Origin of the sequence: Mesorhizobium sp. C416B (genome assembly GCF_030323165.1) — a bacterium.
Taxonomy (GTDB): domain Bacteria; phylum Pseudomonadota; class Alphaproteobacteria; order Rhizobiales; family Rhizobiaceae; genus Mesorhizobium.
On the sequence record NZ_CP100471.1, the window covers coordinates 1,685,617 to 1,703,176 of the forward strand.

General features: G+C 63.8%; 17 protein-coding genes. 6 read left to right on the plus strand and 11 right to left on the minus strand.

Features of this window, described 5'->3' with window-relative positions; translation table 11 throughout:
* Nucleotides 1–5 precede the first annotated feature (5 nt).
* The gene (locus tag NLY43_RS08545; protein ID WP_023668455.1) at nt 6–917 is read left to right on the plus strand and encodes a LysR family transcriptional regulator; all 912 of its coding nucleotides are present in this window, start codon (nt 6–8) and stop codon (nt 915–917) included.
* A 51-nt stretch (nt 918–968) separates the two neighbouring features.
* Nucleotides 969–1,952: a 4-hydroxybenzoate octaprenyltransferase gene (ubiA, locus tag NLY43_RS08550; RefSeq protein WP_023709887.1), complete on the plus strand. Its 984-nt coding sequence runs from the start codon at nt 969–971 to the stop codon at nt 1,950–1,952.
* Between the two features lie 173 nt (nt 1,953–2,125).
* On the opposite strand, the gene NLY43_RS08555 is transcribed toward ubiA, so the two are convergent.
* From NLY43_RS08555 to NLY43_RS08565, 3 genes are all read right to left on the minus strand, one after another.
* Nucleotides 2,126–2,692, minus strand: coding sequence for a DUF6101 family protein (locus NLY43_RS08555; protein ID WP_023668457.1), 567 nt, complete (start codon nt 2,690–2,692; stop codon nt 2,126–2,128).
* Between the two features lie 184 nt (nt 2,693–2,876).
* Nucleotides 2,877–4,307: an FAD-binding oxidoreductase gene (locus NLY43_RS08560; RefSeq protein WP_023709888.1), complete on the minus strand. Its 1,431-nt coding sequence runs from the start codon at nt 4,305–4,307 to the stop codon at nt 2,877–2,879.
* An 18-nt stretch (nt 4,308–4,325) separates the two neighbouring features.
* Nucleotides 4,326–5,291 carry an L-threonylcarbamoyladenylate synthase gene (locus tag NLY43_RS08565; RefSeq protein WP_023709889.1) on the minus strand — a complete coding sequence of 322 codons (966 nt, stop codon included), beginning with the start codon at nt 5,289–5,291 and terminating at the stop codon, nt 4,326–4,328.
* Nucleotides 5,292–5,663: 372 nt separating this feature from the next.
* On the opposite strand from NLY43_RS08565, the gene NLY43_RS08570 reads away from it, so the two are divergent.
* Entirely contained in the window at nt 5,664–6,116 is a 453-nt protein-coding gene (locus NLY43_RS08570) for a hypothetical protein (protein WP_023668460.1), read from the plus strand.
* Nucleotides 6,117–6,281: 165 nt separating this feature from the next.
* A complete protein-coding gene (locus NLY43_RS08575) occupies nt 6,282–6,665 on the plus strand; it encodes a hypothetical protein (RefSeq protein ID WP_245263941.1) in 384 nt (127 codons plus the stop codon).
* Nucleotides 6,666–6,745: 80 nt separating this feature from the next.
* Here NLY43_RS08575 and glyS read toward each other — a convergent pair whose 3' ends face one another.
* On the minus strand, nt 6,746–9,214 hold the full coding sequence (glyS, locus tag NLY43_RS08580; RefSeq protein ID WP_023709890.1) for a glycine--tRNA ligase subunit beta: 2,469 nt from the start codon (nt 9,212–9,214) through the stop codon (nt 6,746–6,748).
* Nucleotides 9,215–9,520: 306 nt separating this feature from the next.
* Nucleotides 9,521–9,922 (minus strand): endonuclease domain-containing protein, encoded by a 402-nt coding sequence (locus tag NLY43_RS08585; RefSeq protein WP_023692101.1) that lies wholly within the window; start codon nt 9,920–9,922, stop codon nt 9,521–9,523.
* Nucleotides 9,923–10,145: 223 nt separating this feature from the next.
* On the opposite strand from NLY43_RS08585, the gene NLY43_RS08590 reads away from it, so the two are divergent.
* Nucleotides 10,146–10,316, plus strand: a complete 171-nt coding sequence (locus NLY43_RS08590) for a hypothetical protein (RefSeq protein ID WP_023702047.1) — start codon at nt 10,146–10,148, stop codon at nt 10,314–10,316.
* A gap of 9 nt (nt 10,317–10,325) precedes the next feature.
* Here NLY43_RS08590 and NLY43_RS08595 read toward each other — a convergent pair whose 3' ends face one another.
* A complete protein-coding gene (locus NLY43_RS08595) occupies nt 10,326–11,270 on the minus strand; it encodes a glycine--tRNA ligase subunit alpha (RefSeq protein WP_023684365.1) in 945 nt (314 codons plus the stop codon).
* A 176-nt stretch (nt 11,271–11,446) separates the two neighbouring features.
* Here NLY43_RS08595 and NLY43_RS08600 point away from each other — a divergent pair, with 176 nt between their 5' ends.
* Nucleotides 11,447–11,908, plus strand: coding sequence for a GNAT family N-acetyltransferase (locus NLY43_RS08600; protein ID WP_023709891.1), 462 nt, complete (start codon nt 11,447–11,449; stop codon nt 11,906–11,908).
* A 372-nt stretch (nt 11,909–12,280) separates the two neighbouring features.
* Here NLY43_RS08600 and NLY43_RS08605 read toward each other — a convergent pair whose 3' ends face one another.
* The 5 genes from NLY43_RS08605 to NLY43_RS08625 form a co-directional block, all read right to left on the minus strand.
* Nucleotides 12,281–14,056 (minus strand): tetratricopeptide repeat protein, encoded by a 1,776-nt coding sequence (locus tag NLY43_RS08605; protein WP_023709893.1) that lies wholly within the window; start codon nt 14,054–14,056, stop codon nt 12,281–12,283.
* Between the two features lie 191 nt (nt 14,057–14,247).
* The gene (locus NLY43_RS08610; RefSeq protein ID WP_023709894.1) at nt 14,248–14,664 is read right to left on the minus strand and encodes a DUF1284 domain-containing protein; all 417 of its coding nucleotides are present in this window, start codon (nt 14,662–14,664) and stop codon (nt 14,248–14,250) included.
* 112 nt (nt 14,665–14,776) lie between these two features.
* Entirely contained in the window at nt 14,777–15,367 is a 591-nt protein-coding gene (locus tag NLY43_RS08615) for a biotin transporter BioY (protein WP_023709895.1), read from the minus strand.
* Nucleotides 15,368–15,687: 320 nt separating this feature from the next.
* Nucleotides 15,688–16,356, minus strand: coding sequence for a GntR family transcriptional regulator (locus NLY43_RS08620; protein WP_023687112.1), 669 nt, complete (start codon nt 16,354–16,356; stop codon nt 15,688–15,690).
* A gap of 87 nt (nt 16,357–16,443) precedes the next feature.
* Complete coding sequence (locus NLY43_RS08625; protein ID WP_023668471.1) at nt 16,444–17,460, minus strand: polyprenyl synthetase family protein; 1,017 nt, start codon at nt 17,458–17,460, stop codon at nt 16,444–16,446.
* Nucleotides 17,461–17,560: the final 100 nt, after the last annotated feature.

Here is a 17,560-nt window from a genome sequence, read left to right on the forward strand (position 1 = left end):
AGACTATGAATCTGACCCTCACCCAGCTGCGTTACCTCGTCGCCGTCGCACGGCATGGCAGCGTCACCGCGGCCGCGCGGATGCTGAACGTCTCGCAGCCCTCGATCTCGGTGGCGATCGACAATGTCGAAGCGACGCTCGGCCAGAAACTGTTCGTGCGCCAGCGCGGCAGCGGCATCGCGCTGACCTCGTTCGGCCGCAGCGCGGTGGCGAAGGCAAAGCAGGTGCTGGCCGAAGCGGACGAACTGGTTGGGCTCGGGACGCGCGACGCCGATGTCGGGGGCGAACTTGTGCTCGGCTGTTTCGAGGATCTGGCGCCTTATTTCGCGCCGGCGCTGATCCGCGCTTTTTCGCAACGCTGCCCGGCGGTCACCGTGGTGGTCCGCGACGAGACCTTCGAGACGCTGGGCCGGCGGCTCGGCGATGCGGCAATCGATCTCGGCCTGACCTACGATCTCGGCCTGCCCTCGCACTTCGCCCGCATCCTGCTGCATGAGCTGCGGCCACACGCGCTTCTGCCGCAAGGCCACGCGCTGGCCAGCCAGGCCAGCGTCAGCCTGGCGGAGCTGGCGACCCATCCCTTGATCACCACCGACCAGCCGCATAGCTGGCAGCATATGCTGGACCTGTTCCTCAGCCGCGGCCTGTCGCCGGTCTCGCAATCGACGGCGAGTTCGTTCGAACTGCAGCGCAGCATGGTCGCCAACGGCTTCGGCGTCGCGGTGAGCTACACCAGGCCTTATGGCGACAGGAGTTATGACGGGCTGCCGCTGGTCTGCAAGCCGCTGTCCGATCCGCTGCCGATGCAGCGCATCATCCTCACCCATGACACAAGGCAAAGGCTGTCGAAGGCGGCGCTGGCCTTCACGGAGGTGGCGAAGGAATGGTTTGCCAGCCACGATATTTTCACCGCCTGAGCGACAATGCGGCCGCTTGACGGCGCCTGCTGCTGCTGCCACTCCAGCACGATGGAAACCATCCAGTCGAAAGCCGCCCAGGGCCGCGTCGCCGATGCGCCGAGCGGCCATTGGGTCTACAAGATATTGCCGCGCTGGCTGTGGCCTTATGCGCAGCTTGCCCGCTGGGACCGGCCGATCGGCTGGCAATTGCTGCTGTGGCCCTGCTGGTGGTCGGCAGCGCTAGCGGCCAGCGCCTATCCCCGCCCCACCGATCCGTTGCTGACATTGCTGCCGTCGCCGTGGTTCCTGTTCCTGTTCTTTGTCGGCGCCGTCGCCATGCGCGGCGCCGGCTGCACCTATAACGACATTGTCGACCAGGACATCGACAACAAGGTCGAGCGCACCCGTTCGCGGCCGCTGCCGGCCGGCAAGGTGACGCGCCGCCAGGCCTGGATATTCCTGGTCATCCAGGCCTTGCTGGGCCTCGTCGTGCTGTTGCAGTTCAACGACTTCGCCATTCCGCTCGGCATCGCCTCGCTGGTGATCGTGGCCGTCTATCCCTTCATGAAGCGCTTCACCAACTGGCCGCAATTGGTGCTCGGGCTCGCCTTCTCCTGGGGTGCACTGATGGGCTGGGCGGTCGAGTTCGGCGATCTCGATGGCCCGGCCATCATGCTCTATATCGGCTCGATCCTGTGGGTGATCGGCTACGACACCATCTACGCGCATCAGGACAAGGAAGACGACGCAATCGTCGGCGTGCGCTCGACGGCGCGGCTGTTCGGCGACAACACCAAGACCTGGCTGGTCGGGCTTTATGGCGGCACGCTGGTCTGCTTCGCCATCGCCTTCGCCTCGGCGCAGGCGCCGGTGGTGGCGCTGGCCGGGCTGATCGCCGCCGGCGCCCATATGGCGCGGCAGATAGCGGTTCTGGATATCGACGATCCCGATCAATGCCTGCGGCTGTTCAAATCGAACAACCAGGTCGGCTGGCTGATCTTCCTCGGCCTGATCGGCGGTGCGCTGTGGGTGGCGCTGAAGCCGCTGGTGTAGGCTCCCTCTTCCTTCTCCCCTTGTGGGAGAAGGTGGATCGACGCGCAGCGCCGAGACGGATGAGGGGTGCTCCAGCGGAGTGAGGCGTTGGCGTTCCCTGGAACACCCCTCATCCGTCTTGCCGCTTCGCGGCAATCCACCTTCCCCCACAAGGGGGGAAGGAGAAGAGCGCTCTATTCTCTCGAAATAATCTCCTGGCCGTCGATCACCAGCCTCAGCCCGAGATTGCCGGCCCTGCGGCGGGCGAGGAAGCGCGGGCGGCGCGTGGTCGAGACCCGGCCCTTGCGGCGATCCTTGGCCGGCAGCGCCTTGATGGCGGCGCCGAGCGATTCCTCAAGCGTGCGGGCAATGCCGTCGGATTCGATCAGCAGCATCTGCAGCCGGTAGGCGTCGGCCCAGGCGCGCCAGTCGGCGGCGACGTCGTCGAGATCGTCGGCCACCAGCAGCGGCACCGACAGCATCGGGTCGTTGTGCAGGAGTTCGAGGGTTACCGTGACATTGCCTTGCGCATCCTCCATCGCGCGGGCGGCGACGCCGCGAAACGCGTTGGCGGGCAGCGCGATGATCGCCGGCACGCCGCTCATCTCGAGCGTGCGGCGGATGACGGCGCCGCGCTGGTCGATGGTGAAGGTAACGTCGCCATAGTCGTCGCGCGTGGCATAGCTCACCACTTGCGGCAGGCGGAATGGGTCGAGGCGCATGTTGCGCCCGGCCCAGACGGGCTTCAATACACTGTTCATCTGCTGCCTTCCTGTGTTTCTCCTGAGAGCCGCTTTCACGGATCCCACCGGGCCAGTTTTCCCGGCCTCGTTGTGTGAAACATTAGCGCGAGCTTCTGCCGCGCGGCTTAAGAAAGTCAGTTAAATTTTGCTGATCTCAGGCGATGGTTATCGGAATGAAACCAGCCACAAAATGTTGAAAGGATCAGATAACCTTACCGGGATTCATGATGCCGGCCGGATCGAAGACGGCCTTCACCCGGCGCATCAGTTCGATCGCCATTGGCGGCGCGGTGGCGATCAGTTCGTCGCGCTTCAACTGGCCGATGCCATGCTCGGCCGAGATCGAACCGTGGAAGGAGCGCACGACATCGTGCACGGCATGGTTCATGGCGTGGTAGAGGCCGAGAAACGCTTCGTCGTCACCGCCCTCCGGCCGGGAGATGTTGTAGTGCAGATTGCCGTCGCCCATATGACCGAAGCAGACCACGCGCGCCTGCGGACTGACCGAAGCCACTGCACCGGCCGCCTTTTCGATAAACGCCGGGATGGATGCCACCGGCACCGAAATATCATGCTTGATCGAAGCACCTTCGGGCTTTTGCGAATCCGGCAGCACCTCGCGGAAGTTCCAGAACGCGTCGCCCTGCGCCAGGCTGGCCGCGATCACCGCGTCGCCGACGATGCCTTGCTGGAGGCCTGCCGACAGCACTTCTTCGATCAGCCCCCTGGCGTCCTCGGCTGAACGGCCCGACGACACCTGCATCAACACATACCATGGCCAATCCTGCGCCAGCGGCCGCGTGACGCCCTGCGCATGGCGCAGCGTGAAATCATACGGACGCCGGCCGATCAGCTCGAAGGCGGTGAGTGCCGCCCCTGCCCGGTCCATCGCCAGGCTGAACAGCGAAAGCGCTGCTTCCGGCGACGACAGGCCGGCAAAGGCCACTTCGCGCCCCTTGGGCTTGGGAAACAGTTTCAGCACCGCTGCGGTGATGATGCCGAGCGTGCCTTCGGCGCCGACGAACAGGTTCTTCAGATCGTAGCCGGTGTTGTCCTTCTTCAATTTGCGCAGATCGTCGAAGACCTCGCCGGTCGGCAGCACCACTTCGACGCCGAGGCAGAGTTCGCGCGCATTGCCATAGGCAAGCACGCCGGTGCCGCCGGCATTGGACGAGAGATTGCCGCCGATCTGGCAGGACCCTTGCGCGGCGAGCGACAGCGGAAACAGCCGGTCGGCGGCATCGGCCGCTTCCTGCAGCGTCTGCAGGATAACGCCGGCCTCGACTGTTACCGTGTTGGAGAAGACGTCGATCTCGCGAATGCGGTTCAGCCGCGACAAAGAAAGCACGATCTCGCGGCCGGATGCGTCAGGCACCTGGGCGCCGACCAGCCCGGTGTTGCCGCTTTGCGGCACGACCGGCGTTCCCGTCTCGCTCGCCAGGCGCATGATCCGGCTGATCTCGTCGACGGTGCCGGGGCGCAGCACCAAGGCGGTCCTGCCGTGCCATAGGCCGCGCCGCTCGGTCAGATACGGCGCAATATCGGCCTGGTCGCGCAGCGCATATTTGTCGCCGACGATTGCCGCGAAGCGGGCGATGAGAGCGGGATCGAGGTCGAAGGGTGCGTCGTTCATGGGCGCAAACTATGGCGCTCAATCGAGCTTGTCACGGGGGGCAGCGGCACGAAACAGCCGATCGTTGATCGCCTCGCCGAGCCCATCGAACGGGATCGGCTCGACGGCGATCGTCGCCGCACCGCTGCGGTCGAGTTCCTGCAAATACGCGAACAGATTGCTTGCGGCTTCGCGCAAATCGCCTGACGCGGACAGGTTGCGCAAGGCGGCCGCCGCTTGCCAGCCTTCGGCGCGGTCGCCACCAAAGGCCAGCAAGGCCTCGCCTTCAGCCACACTCTGTGCATCGAGCCGCACCGATGCGCGCGGCGCATAATGCGACGCCAGCATGCCGGGCGCCTCGATGCCGGCTGTCGCGCCGCGCTGCAGCTTAATGCCGGTGACGGCCTCGATATCGGCGGCAGCGATGCCGCCTGGCCTCAGCAGCCGCACGCTGTTGCCTTCGACCTTGACGATGGTCGATTCCAGCCCGACCGGGGTGGCGCCGCCATCGACCACCAGCTGGATTTTGGCGCCGAGATCGGCCGCGACGGCTTGCGCCGTCGTGGCGCTGATCTTGCCCGAAGAGTTCGCGCTGGGCGCGGCCAACGGCCGGCCGAGTCTGGCGATCAGCTCGCCGCCGAACCCCCTCGGCATGCGCAGCGCGATCGTATCGAGCCCGGCGGTGACCAGCGGATGGATGCCGTTGCCGGGTCGGAGCGGCAGCACCAGCGTCAGCGGCCCCGGCCAGAACGCCTCGGCCAGCCGCTTCGAAAGCGGGTCGAAGATCGCAATGCGCTCGGCCATCGCCAGATCGGCGACATGGGCGATCAGCGGGTTGAAGCGCGGCCGGCCCTTGGCTTCGAAAATGCGGGCGACGCCGACGCCATTGGTCGCGTCGCTGGCCAGTCCATAGACGGTCTCCGTCGGGATGGCGACGACGTCGCCGCCCTCAAGCAGCGCCAACGCCTGCTCCATCGCTTCGCCGACGGATAGTATCTCAGCCACTCGCTTCACCTCACAGGCACCGGACCTAAAGCGCGTCGCGCTGAACCGGATTCATGCGACGCGCTTTAGGTCTTTGTTTTGATGCATGTCGTTCTCTCAAAACCGGGGCCACTTTTGAGCGACATGCATTAGAGCGGTTCAGCGGTTCGCTGAAACGCTCTAAGTATTTGTTTTTGCGCAATTCCGGACGGAAAACCGCTACTCACTTTTCCTGGAATTGCTCTAATACGGCAGTGGTTTTCGGGCAAGCCGGCGTTGGCGAATTATCAATGCCTAAAATGCTACGTTTCCCTGCAAGCCGGCATCAATCCACTGGGGTTAAGGCTATTTGCGGTTAGGGCTGGCGGCTTGTCGGGCAAGGGGACGGTTTCGATGTCGATGCGTGTGCTTGGAGCGCTTGGTTTCACCCTGGCGGCGATGACCGGTGGGGCGCACGCCTCGTCGATCGTCTTTCTCGGCGTCTCGACCTCGACGCCATCGGTCATCAAGGTTGGCGGATCCGAACCGGTCAGGATCGCCTCGTCGCCATCGATCGTCGCACTCGGCGATGCCCAGCCCGATGTGACTTATGAAAAGGTCGCGGCGATCCCCGAAAAGCCTAGGCAGGATCCGATGATCATTCGCGGCGGCATCGTCGGCGGCGCCTTCGCCGCGCCGGCTCCGGCCAGGGCGAGCGCCGCGGCGCCGGCGACTGAGCCGACGGCAGAGACCGCACCAGCCGGAACTGCAACGGCATCGAACGGCAAGCCCGAGTCGCAACCGGCAGCGCCGCAGCCGGCAGCAACACCGCAGCAGCCGATCGAGGGCGTCGGCAAAGCCGAGTAGGCCATTCAGCCAAAACAGTCGGCCAAGACAGTCGGCCGATCCATGCCGCTTGACGCCAATCGACAGCCCGGCGCACGATCGGCTTGGCGGCGGCGGCCCCAATTTCGCCAATCGGGTTTGGCATGAGCGCGCCGGGTTCTAGAAGAGCGAGGGGTTATCATGAACATGACGAAATCTTTGACTATTGCCGGCCTGTTGCTGGCGTCACCTATAGGTGTCGGCGGCGCGCAGGCCGGTGACGAGCTAGGGTCCTACGTCGCGCGCATTTCCGATCGCGACCACCATGCCAGCGACGGCTATGAGCTGAGCAGCGCAGCACAGATGGTGCGGCAGGACCGCGCCAACTGGCACAAGTTCCACCGGCGCGATGCCGACGACCAGGGCGATGACTGGTTCCGCAGCAACGATGATCGCGCGTATCTGGAACGCATGCTGAAGCGCGGTGGCGCGATGAGCTCCTCGACACGGAACGCCATCGTCAATGGCGAGCCGCTGATCCAGGTCGACGTCTATTCAGACAGCGTGCGTGTCAGCATTTTGGAGGACTGACGGAGTCAGCCTCGGGAGGACTGAAAACAAGACGGGCGGCGTGTGAACGCCGCCCGTGTTCGGGCTTGTCCGTCCCTTAGCTAGCCAGCTATTCTGGAGAAATCAGCCACCTGGTCGGTGGCCGTGCGGATGCGGGCGAGCAATGCCAGACGGTTGGCGCGCACGGCCTGGTCCTCATCATTCACGAGAACACGTTCAAAGAATGAATCAACCGGTTCGCGCAGCACGCTAAGCGCCAGCATGGCGGCGGAAAAGTCTTCGTTTTGAATCGCTTCGCCGGCTTCTCTCTCCGCCTGATTCACCGCTGCAAACAGCGATTTCTCGGCCTCCTCGCGAAACAGCGCCGGCTCAACAGTCTCGGCGACGAGCGTTTTCTTCTTCTCCTCGGCAGCCAGAATGTTGGCCGCCCGCTTGGCGCCGGCGAGCAGGTTCTTGCCGTCCTCGGTGTCGAGGAAGGACCCCAGAGCTTCGACGCGACGCACGATCTGCAGGAGGTCGTCCGAGTGCGATTGGCCGATCTCCCCCCTTGTGGGGGAGATGCCCGGCAGGGCAGAGGGGGGCGCGCCAGAATGAGAGGTCGGCGGGACAGCGCCCCCCTTTGTCGGCTTCGCCGCCCCCAAAAGGGGGGAGATTGGCGCGCTTCCACCACCTGCCAGCACGGCGTCAATGAGATCATGCCGAGCGCCCTGGTCGCGGAGATAGACTTTCAGGCGGTCGTGGAAGAAGGCGAGGAGGTCGGGCCCAAATGCCCGTCCAGCCTTAGACGCGAGATAACTCGCCGTTTGATAGGCACTATCGAAGAGCGATGTCAGCGGCCGTGAGATCCCATTCTCGATCAGGATTCTCACCACGCCCAGTGCGGCCCTTCTCAGCGCGTAAGGGTCCTTCGACCCCGTCGGCTTTTCATCAATGACCCAGAAGCCGACCAGCGTATCGATTTTGTCGGCCAGCGCGACGGCAATCGACACCGGATTGGTCGGCACGCTATCCGACGGACCTTGCGGTTTGTAGTGCTCCTCGATCGCCGCAGCCACGGACGGATGCTCACCCTGCAGCAGCGCGTATTTGCGGCCCATTGCGCCTTGCAGTTCCGGAAACTCGCCCACTGCTTCTGTCGTGAGATCAGCCTTGGCCAGCACGGCGGCGCGAGCGGCGAGCGCGGTAATCTCCCCCCTTGAGGGGGAGATGTCGCCGAAGGCGACAGAGGGGGTCGTCTCGCGTGGAGTGCCAACTCCCTCTTTCTTCGAGAGACCGGACGGCGTCGCGGCAGCCGAAGCGACCCCCTCTGGCCTGCCGGCCATCTCCCCCTCAAGGGGGGAGATCGACTGCGCCACTGTTGGCGCCAGCTCCTGCGCCAGCCGCTTGATCCGCTCCACCCGATCGCCTTGCGTACCGAGCTTGGCGTGAAAGGTGACATTGAGATGGTCGAGGCGGGCCATGCGCTGGTCGAGCGGCTTTTTCAGATCGAGCCCGAATTTCTTCGCCGACGCCTCGAGCTGCTCCAGATCCGGCAGATCGCCCTGGTCGGTCTTCCAGAAATACAGCGCGTCCGACAGGCGGGCACGCACCACCTTGCCGTTGCCGTGCGCGACCTCCTTGCCGCCGTCCTTGGCCTCGATGTTGGCGGTGAGGATGAAGCGGTTGGAGAGGTTTTCGCCGTCGCCCTGCGGCCGGGTGACAAAGCATTTCTGATTGGCGCGGATGGTCAGCCGGACCACTTCTGGCGGTATGGCAAGAAAGGCCTGCTCGAATTCGCCCATCAGCACCACCGGCCATTCGACCAGGCCCGACACTTCTTCCAACAACCCTTCGTCCTCGACCAGATCGAGCCCGTTGGCGAAGGCGAGGTTGCGGGCGTCGGCAAGGATGATCTCCTTGCGCCGGTCGCCATCGAGCACGACCTTCGCTGCTTCGAGCTTGGTCACGTAATCGTCGAAGCGACGCACGGTGATTTCACCCGGCGCCATGAAACGATGGCCGTAGGTGATATTGCCCGAGCGGATGCCATCGATCTCGAAATCGACCACCACCGGCTCCTCGGTCTCCGGGCCGAAGGTGCACAGGATCGTCTGCAGCGGCCGCACCCAGCGCAGCGAACCGGGCTTGGCCGAAGCCGGCCCCCAGCGCATCGATGTCGGCCACGGGAAGCTGCGAATGATGGCCGGCACCAGCTCGGCGATGATTTCTTCCGCCGCCCTGCCCGGCTTCGAAATATGGGCGACGTAGAAATCGCCCTTCTTCGGATCGGAATGGACATGCGCCTCGGCAGCCGAGGCAAGACCTGCCTTGCGCAGAAAGCCCTGCACCGCCTGTTCCGGCGCCGTCGTCGACGGTCCCTTGATCTCCTCGTGGATATCCTTCGAGCGCGCGGTCAGGCCCCTGACATCGAGCGCCAGGCGCCGCGGCGTCCAGTATTCGCGCGCGGCGTCATAGGTCAGACCCGCCTCGACCAGACCGTCGGTCAGCATCTTCCTGAGATCGCCCGCCGCCTTGCGCTGCATGCGGGCGGGGATTTCCTCGGAGCGGAGTTCCAGCAACAAATCCGGCATCAGAGTTTCTCCACCCGCATGCCTTCTCCCTGATTGCGCGTCCTCGCGCCTCCGGCGCTGCGGTTGCGCGGCCGGGCGGGGATTTCCTCGGAGCGAAGTCCTAGCAAAAGATCAGGCATCAGAGTTTCTCCACCCGCATGCCTTCTTCCTGATTGCGGGTCCTCGCGCCTCCGGCGCTGCGGTTGCGCGGCTGGGCGGGAATCTCTTCCGAGCGGAGTTCTAGAAGCAGATCAGGCATAGTTAGGCTCCCACCCTCCCCTCGATGGGGAGGGTCGGCGCGCAGCGCCGGGGTGGGGTGGCGACCTCTCAGCCGCCGATACCTTCGGCACCATCGCGCAAACGCAGGTGTGATTTTCGTTCTTCCACCGCCGCATAGATCGTATCGAGCACGGAATCCAGTTCGTTTTTGATTTCATGGTTCCAGAAGCGAATGACGCGGTAGCCTTGGCTCTCGAACCATTTCGTTCGACGCTCGTCATGGCGCAGCTGGTCATCGAAGCTGTGATGGGCACCGTCCACCTCAATGATCAGCTTCAGCCGGTGGGAGATGAAATCAGGGAAGTAAACGCCTACCGACGCCTGCCTGCGAAAATGAGTGCCTTCTACTGGAATGCGCCACAGATGCCGCCACAGGATGCGTTCCTCGTCGGTCATCGCCGCGCGAAGCCTTTGCGCAGACTGCAGCTTGAATCGATCGAGTTTTGGCATGGAACGTCGCGCTGTCACCCCCACCCGCCGCTTCGCGGCGACCTCCCCCATCTAGGGGGAGGTAAGAGGGCATAGCAACTCGGCTGACCGCTGTTTCCAGGAATTTTGACCGCCCCTGTCGGGCCGCAACCAGCCCGCCCGTCCTTGGATCAAAGATTTCCATGAACCAAACGCAGCGCTGAAGCGACCAACGCTCAGGCAGGGACCTATTGGCTGAACGACCATGAAAACGGCATCGAGACTTCTCCAGATCATCGCGCTCAGCGCCTGTTTCGCCGCGCAGGTGCATGGCGCCTTCTCGATGCCGGGTGTGCGGCAGGCTATGCGGACCATGGCGGGATCGTCTGGCCAGTTCTCGGCGCCAATCAACATTTCCCCCGAAATGATGAAGTGAGCCTGAACCTCAGGCGGCGAGCCCGCCGGCCTGGGTCTGCAAAAATGCCTCGCCGCAGGCTTTCGCCAGATTGCGCACCCGCAGGATGTAGCTCTGCCGCTCGGTCACCGAAATCACGCCGCGCGCGTCGAGCAGGTTGAAGACGTGGCTGGCCTTGATGCACTGGTCATAGGCCGGGAAGACCATGCGGTGCATCGGCAGATTGTCGTTCGAAGCCGGGGCGCCGGCCGCGAGCAGCGCCTTGCATTCGGCTTCGGCGTCCTCGAAATGCCTGAGCAGCATGGCGGTGTTGGCATATTCGAAATTGTGCCTGGAATATTCCTGCTCGGCCTGCAGGAAGACATCGCCATAGGTGACTTTTTCGGCGCCTTCTCGGCCATTGAAGTTGAGGTCGTAGACATTGTCGACGCCCTGCACATACATGGCCAGCCGCTCCAGGCCGTAGGTCAGTTCTCCCGCCACCGGCGCGCATTCGATGCCGCAGACCTGCTGGAAATAGGTGAACTGCGACACTTCCATGCCGTCGCACCAGCACTCCCAGCCGAGCCCCCAGGCGCCAAGCGTCGGGCTTGCCCAGTCGTCCTCGACGAAGCGAATGTCGTGCAGCAACGGATCGACGCCGATCGCCTTGAGCGAGCCGAGATAGAGCTCCTGCAGGTTCGGCGGGTTGGGCTTCAGGATCACCTGGTACTGGTAATAATGCTGCAGCCGGTTGGGGTTTTCGCCGTAGCGGCCGTCCTTGGGCCGGCGCGAGGGCTGGACATAGGCAGCGTTCCAGCCCTTGGGCCCGAGCGCGCGCAGCGTGGTGGCCGGATGGAAGGTGCCGGCGCCGACTTCCATGTCGTAAGGCTGCAGGATGACGCAGCCATAGGCGGCCCAGTAATTGTGCAGGGTCAGGATCAGCCCCTGGAACGAGCGGCTGGGATGTATATGGGCTGGACTGTCTGACGTCACGGCGGCCTCGGAAAGCGCTGAAATGATGCCATTCCCTAGTTGCCGGGCCGGCTAGCGTCAAGGCAGCGCCTATCGCCGCCTTGATGAGAGGTTGAACGCTTTGCTTCGGACTGGCCCATTGCCGGACGGTGCCGGTGGCCGTTTGCTCGCCCAGCTTCAACGACAGAGGTTCAGCCATGCAAGGCCAGCTCACCGTACGCCCCGTCACCCGAGAGGATTACGAGCAATGGCTGCCGCTGTGGGACGGCTACAATGCGTTTTACGGCCGCTCGGGCGAGACCGCCCTGCCCGGTGACATCACTGCAATGACATGGTCGCGCTTCTTCGATGCCTATGAGCCGATGCATGCGCTGGTCGCCGAGAGCGAAGGCAAGCTTCTCGGCCTTGTCCACTATCTCTACCACCGCACCACCACGGCGATTTCACCGAACTGCTATCTGCAGGACCTCTTCACCAATGAGGCGTCGCGCGGCAAAGGCGTCGGCCGGGCACTGATCGAAGGCGTCTATACCAGGGCGCAAGCCGCAGGCTCCGGCCGCGTCTACTGGCTGACACACGAAACCAACCACACGGCGATGAAGCTCTACGACAAGATCGGCGATCTCTCGGGGTTCGTCGTCTACCGAAAGCTGTTCTAGAATGAGCGCCAACGCTGGAGATTGGCTGAAAGCCTTCCCGACTTCGTCATTCCAGGCGAAGCAGCCGCGAAGCGGCGTCGCGCAGACCCTGGCATCCATTCCGTGACCTTGATCGAAGAACGCAGCGGAGCAGAATTCTGCACCCTCGCAACCCCTTAAGGTCACGGCATGGATTCTATGGTCTGCGCCGCGTCGCTTCGCTCCTTGCTCCGCCACAGAATGATGATCGCGATAGGGCGCGTCTCTATCTCTTTGTTCTGTCGCAATTCCGAACGGAAAACCGCGCACACTTTTCCTGGAATTGCTCTAAGACGCCAAGCCGAAACAAAAACGGGGCTCAGCGAGCCCCGTTTCATCAGAAGTATGGCCCGATCACCCTTTCGGCGCTGGCGGGGTGGCCGGCTTGACTTTCGGGGTTTCCTGCGCCGTGTTGGATTCGATCGGCGGCAGGCCCTTCATCAGCTTCTGCTGCAAAATGGCAAGCACATCGGGATCCGGCTTCAGGTCGCGCGCCTGGTTCCACTGGAAAGTGGCTTCGAGCTTGCGGCCGACGCGCCAATAGGCATCGCCGAGATGGTCGTTGAGCACCGGATCTTCCGGCTTGAGCGACACGGCGCGCTCCATTTCGCGCACGGCGTCGTCGAACCGGCCCATGCGGAAATAGGCCCAGCCCAGCGAATCGACGATGTAGCCGTCGCTCGGCCTGAGGTCGACGGCCTTCTGGATCATCGCCAGGCCTTCCTTGAGGTTCATGTTCATGTCGACCCAGGAATAGCCGAGATAGTTCAGCACCTGCGGCTGGTCGGGGAACAGTTCCAGCGCCTTGAGGAAGTTCGGTTCGGCCTTGGGCCATTCCTTCAGCCGCTCATAGGCGATGCCGCGCTGATAGTAGATGTTCCAGTTGGCATTGGTCGGCGTCTTCAGCACCGCGACCGCCTTGTCGTAGAGAGTGGCGGCGGAGCGGAAATCCTCCTTCGAGGCATAGACCCCGCCCAGCGCCAGATAGGCGCGCATGTCATCGGGGTGAGCTTCGACGAATGCTTTGAGGTGGGCGATAGCCTCGTCGTGACGGTTGAGATCGGCAAGGTTGAGGCCGAGCTGCAGGTCGGAAAGCTCCTTCAGCGGCGAGGAGGCTGGAATGCGGCTATAGAGCGCAATGGCGCCTTCGCCGTCCTTCAGCTGCTCCGCAACGGCGGCAAGCTGCACCAAAGCGGCGTCGCTGTCGGGCTTGAGCGCGAGCGCATATTGCAGATAGAGGCGCACGAACGGCTCGCCGCCGCCGCGATTGAGCGCGATGGCGAGGTCGAGCAGGATTTCAGCGGCGCCTTCGGAGGGACTGGCGACGAAGGGCTCGATCTTGTCGCCCTTGCTGATCCTGTCGCGAAGCGCCTGGATGTCGAGCTTGCCGGGCGCGAACGCCTCGGCCTTGTCGAGCACGTAGAGCGCCTTGTTCTTGTTTCCCTTGCGCGCCAGGAAAGACGCGTAGGCCTGGGCGTTGCGCATCCATGTCTCGGGCGCGGCACCGCCGGCCGTGACGTCGGTCAGGGTCGCGTCATAAAGCGCGTCGGCCTTGTCCGACAGGCCTGCGGCATCGGCGATCAGCGCGCGGTGGAAGGACTTGAACAGGCCGAACCAGTCAGGCCCCTGCAGTTTGTCGATCGAGGCCATCGCCCCGGTGGGGTCGCCGGCGCCCTCTTGTGCCCAGCCGGACATGACGCCGGAAATCAGCCGGTCGAGATCGGATTCGAGCGACAGCTTGAGCCAGTACTGCGCCTTGGTGAAATCCTTCTTGTGGAAGGAATCGACCGCCAGAGCCAGACGCGAGAAGCGCTCGACGTCGGGAACTGCCTTGAGCTTGTCGGCATAGACCAGCGATTCCTCGAAGCGGCCTTGCGCGATCAGCGACAGCATCAGGCTTTGCTGCAGCGAGGTGTCGCCGGGATTGAAGGCGAGCGCCTGCTTGTAATAAGCGATGGCATTGTCGAGGTCGTTGTCGCCTTCGGCGATGCGGGCGGCGAGATAGGCGCCCGAGAAGGAGGTGATCTTGACCGGGCCGGTCGATTCCTTGGCGTAGGCAGGCAGCGGAGAAATCGCCATTCCTGCCACAATTGCCAGCCCCGCGAGCCAGCGCGCACGTCCTTGCCGCATCGTATCCCTTTCAGCCAAGCGCCATCCCGCGTCGGCGCGGAGAAGCCATAGACTCGATGTTTCCTGACAAAGCATGGCCTTTTTGGGGTCAGGCTTCAATCCGGGCCGAATTCACAATCGGGTCACCCGATTAACAAACCATGGCGACGCAGACACTGTCGGTTCCGACAATAGCAGATCGGGGTTGGGAGCTACAGCCTGACATCGCGATATCCGCCTGCCGCTATCGTGCTGCACAGGCCGGCCCACTCGCAACCCTGGCAGGCCTCACGCGTCACGCCGGCTGAAAAGGCCGCGCGCAAGGCGGCAAGCGTTGCCGCGTCGAGGCTGAGACGGACGCCCGCCTCGATGGGCCGGGCCAGCAGCTTGCCGACATCGCGTGCTGCCAGCTCGTCCCGGCCTGCGGCGCTTTCGCGCAAGCAGTGGGGCTCGGCCTCGCCGAGCAGCGGCCGACAGATGTCGTCGGGGCCGGAGACGATCAGAATATCCTCGCCCCGGCCCAGACGTTTCGCGATCACGTCATAGTGGGCGACGAAGGCTGCGCTGTAGCCCTTGCCGACATAGGTCAGCAGGCAAAGCAGATGGTGGGAGCGCAGCCTGACGGTCATCGGTCTTAGGACGCGGTTGCGGAGCCTGTTCCATCCCGAAGATATCGGGATGGGGCTCCATCTTTTTGTTTGAGCATGATCTCTTCCGAAAGCCGGACTCCACTTTTCGGGATCATGCTCCTGCCGGGTCCGCCTTACCGGAAAACAGCTTGAGCGTCGCGGCGCCGAGCGCCGATTTCAGCAGGCCGCCGACGAGGAAGGGCAAGAAGCCGAAGGTGATGGCCTGTTCGAGGCCGATCATGACGGCGAGCCAGGCCGTGCCGAGAACCAGGCAGGCGAGGTTGCCGAGGACCATGCCGGCGAAGGCGAGCAGCACGCGGTTGCCGTTCCAGCCGCGTTCGGCCAGCCAGCCGACCAGCGCGCCGACGACCGGGAAGGCGAAGAGATAACCGCCCGTTGCCCCGACGAAATACGACGCGCCCGCTGCCCCTCCGGACAGGACAGGAAAGCCCACGGCGCCCTCGGCGAGCCAGGCGATGATGGTCATGGCGCCAAGCCGCCAGCCATAAAGTGCGCCGACCAGCGTCACGGCGAAGGTCTGCATGGTGACCGGCACCGGCACCATCGGCACCTCGATCTGGGACAACAGCGCCAGAAACAGCGTACCGAGGGCGACGGCCGCGGCCTGCCAGCTATGCGAGCGGGTTTGCAGGCGCAACGGGCTGAAGGACGGCTTGGACGGCGAAAAGGCGATGTCGGTCATGGCGGCTTCCCTGTTGGTTTGTAATTATAGATAATTTTGTTGTTCGATCTATTATCGAATCCATACTTGCGAGGAGATGGCAACCCCTCGGGTGAAAAAGGATGGATCTTGAGTGCCTAGATGAACGGAATTGGAAAGGGCCGGCGGGACAGCACCCCCCTCTGGCCTGCCGGCCATCTCCCCCGCAAGGAGGGAGATCGGATGTCGCCTATGCTTTCGCAAATCGCCGACGTTGCAGGACTAACGCAGCCGGCAAAGCTGCTGATCTCCCCCCTTGCGGGGGAGATGTCCGGCAGGACAGAGGGGGGTGTGAAGGATCGCTACCCAACAATGGCAAACGCTTCGCGCATCTTGCCTGACGCGGTCTTGACCGGTTTCTGCCCGATCCACTGAACGTGCCGGCCAAGCGTGGCCGCGGCCGATTCGGTGTTGCCTTGCCGCAGCGCGCTCAGGATCGCGCGATGATCCTGGTCGGTGCGGATTTCCCATTCCGAGCGCCAGGCGGCGAACAGGAAGCGGGCGCTTGCGGCGTGCAAATCGTCGATGGTGGCGATGAGCCGCGGCATGCCGCAGGGCGCCAGGATCAGCCGGTGGAAGGTGCGGTTGGCCTCCTCCCAAGAGCGGACATCGCGGGATTTGTCGCCGGCCTTTGTGGCTTCTTCGGCAAGGTTGAGAATGGAAGCCGTCAGATGCGGCGCGGCATGGCGCAGCGCCAGCACTTCGAGGGCTGCCCGCATTTCGGCGACTTCCCTTACCTCGCCGAGATCGAAAGCGGCGACGCGCACGCCCCGCCTGGGCTCACTGACCGCCAGCCCTTGCGCCTCCAGGCGCCGGAAGGCTTCGCGCACCGGGACATGGCTGGTCTGGAATTCCTCGGCGATGTGATCCTGCCGCAGCCGGGCGCCGGGTTCGATCGCGCCCGATATGATGCGATCCGCCAGCACCTTGCTGATGCGCACGGCGATGGTGTCGTCTGCGGTCTTTGCCATGTTTTATAGATAATTTGCACTGCTGCCGATTGTCGAGCGGTGATTGCCCGATTTTGCGTGCAAACTTGCTTTGGCGCCAGGCGCGGGTCAGTTCACCCGGCTGATGCAGAAGTCGATGACGTCGATGAGCGCCGATTTCTGCGGCGTCGCCTCCAGCGGTGCCAGCGCATCGCGGGCGATCTCGCCGAAATGGCGGGCCCGTCCGATGGTGTCGGCAATGGCGCCATGGCGGGTCATCAGGCCGATCGCCTTTTCCAGGCCGGCATCGTCGGTGACATTGTCCTCGATGGCGCGCTTCCAGAAGGTGCGCTCGGCCTTGGTGCCGCGCCGGTAGGCGAGGATGACCGGCAGTGTAACCTTGCCTTCGCGGAAATCGTCGCCGACATTCTTGCCCAGCTCCTGGCTGGAGCCGCCATAATCCAGCGCATCGTCGATGAGCTGGAAGGCAAGGCCGAGATTCATGCCGTAGGAGCGCAAGGCGGCGCGATCGTTGCGCGTCGCCGATGCGATGACCGGGCCGACCTCGGCGGCAGCCGAGAACAGCGCCGCGGTCTTGGCCTTGATGACGGCGAAATGCTCGTCCTCGGTGGTATCCAGGTTCTTGGCTGCCGCCAGCTGCATCACCTCGCCCTCGGCGATGATCGAGGCGGCGCTGGACAGGATGTCGAGCGCTTCCAGCGAACCGACATCGACCATCATGCGAAAAGCCTGGCCGAGCAGGAAATCGCCGACCAGCACGCTCGCCTGGTTGCCCCAGATCATGCGGGCAGTCTTTTTGCCGCGCCGCATGCCGCTCTCGTCGACGACGTCGTCATGGAGCAGCGTGGCGGTGTGCATGAACTCGACCGCGGTGGCGAGCTTGACGTGGCCCTCGCCAGAATAGCCGAACATCTGGGCCGCCGCGAGCGTCAGCATGGGACGCAGCCTTTTGCCGCCCGACGAGATCAGATGATTGGCGACCTCCGGGATCATCTCGACGTCGGAGCCGGCCTTGGACAGGATCAGTTTGTTGACGCGCCCCATATCGGCTGCTGTCAGGTCGATGAGATCCTTGATGGACGCGGGTTCCCGCTTCCCGTTTTCGATGTTGAGAACGACACCCACCAACAAACACTCCCGTCTTTGATCACGCGTGCGACGGCACCCTGGTCCCACCTGGGACTCTAGGGCGGCACATACGGGCACGGCAAGAGGCGAATTGGCG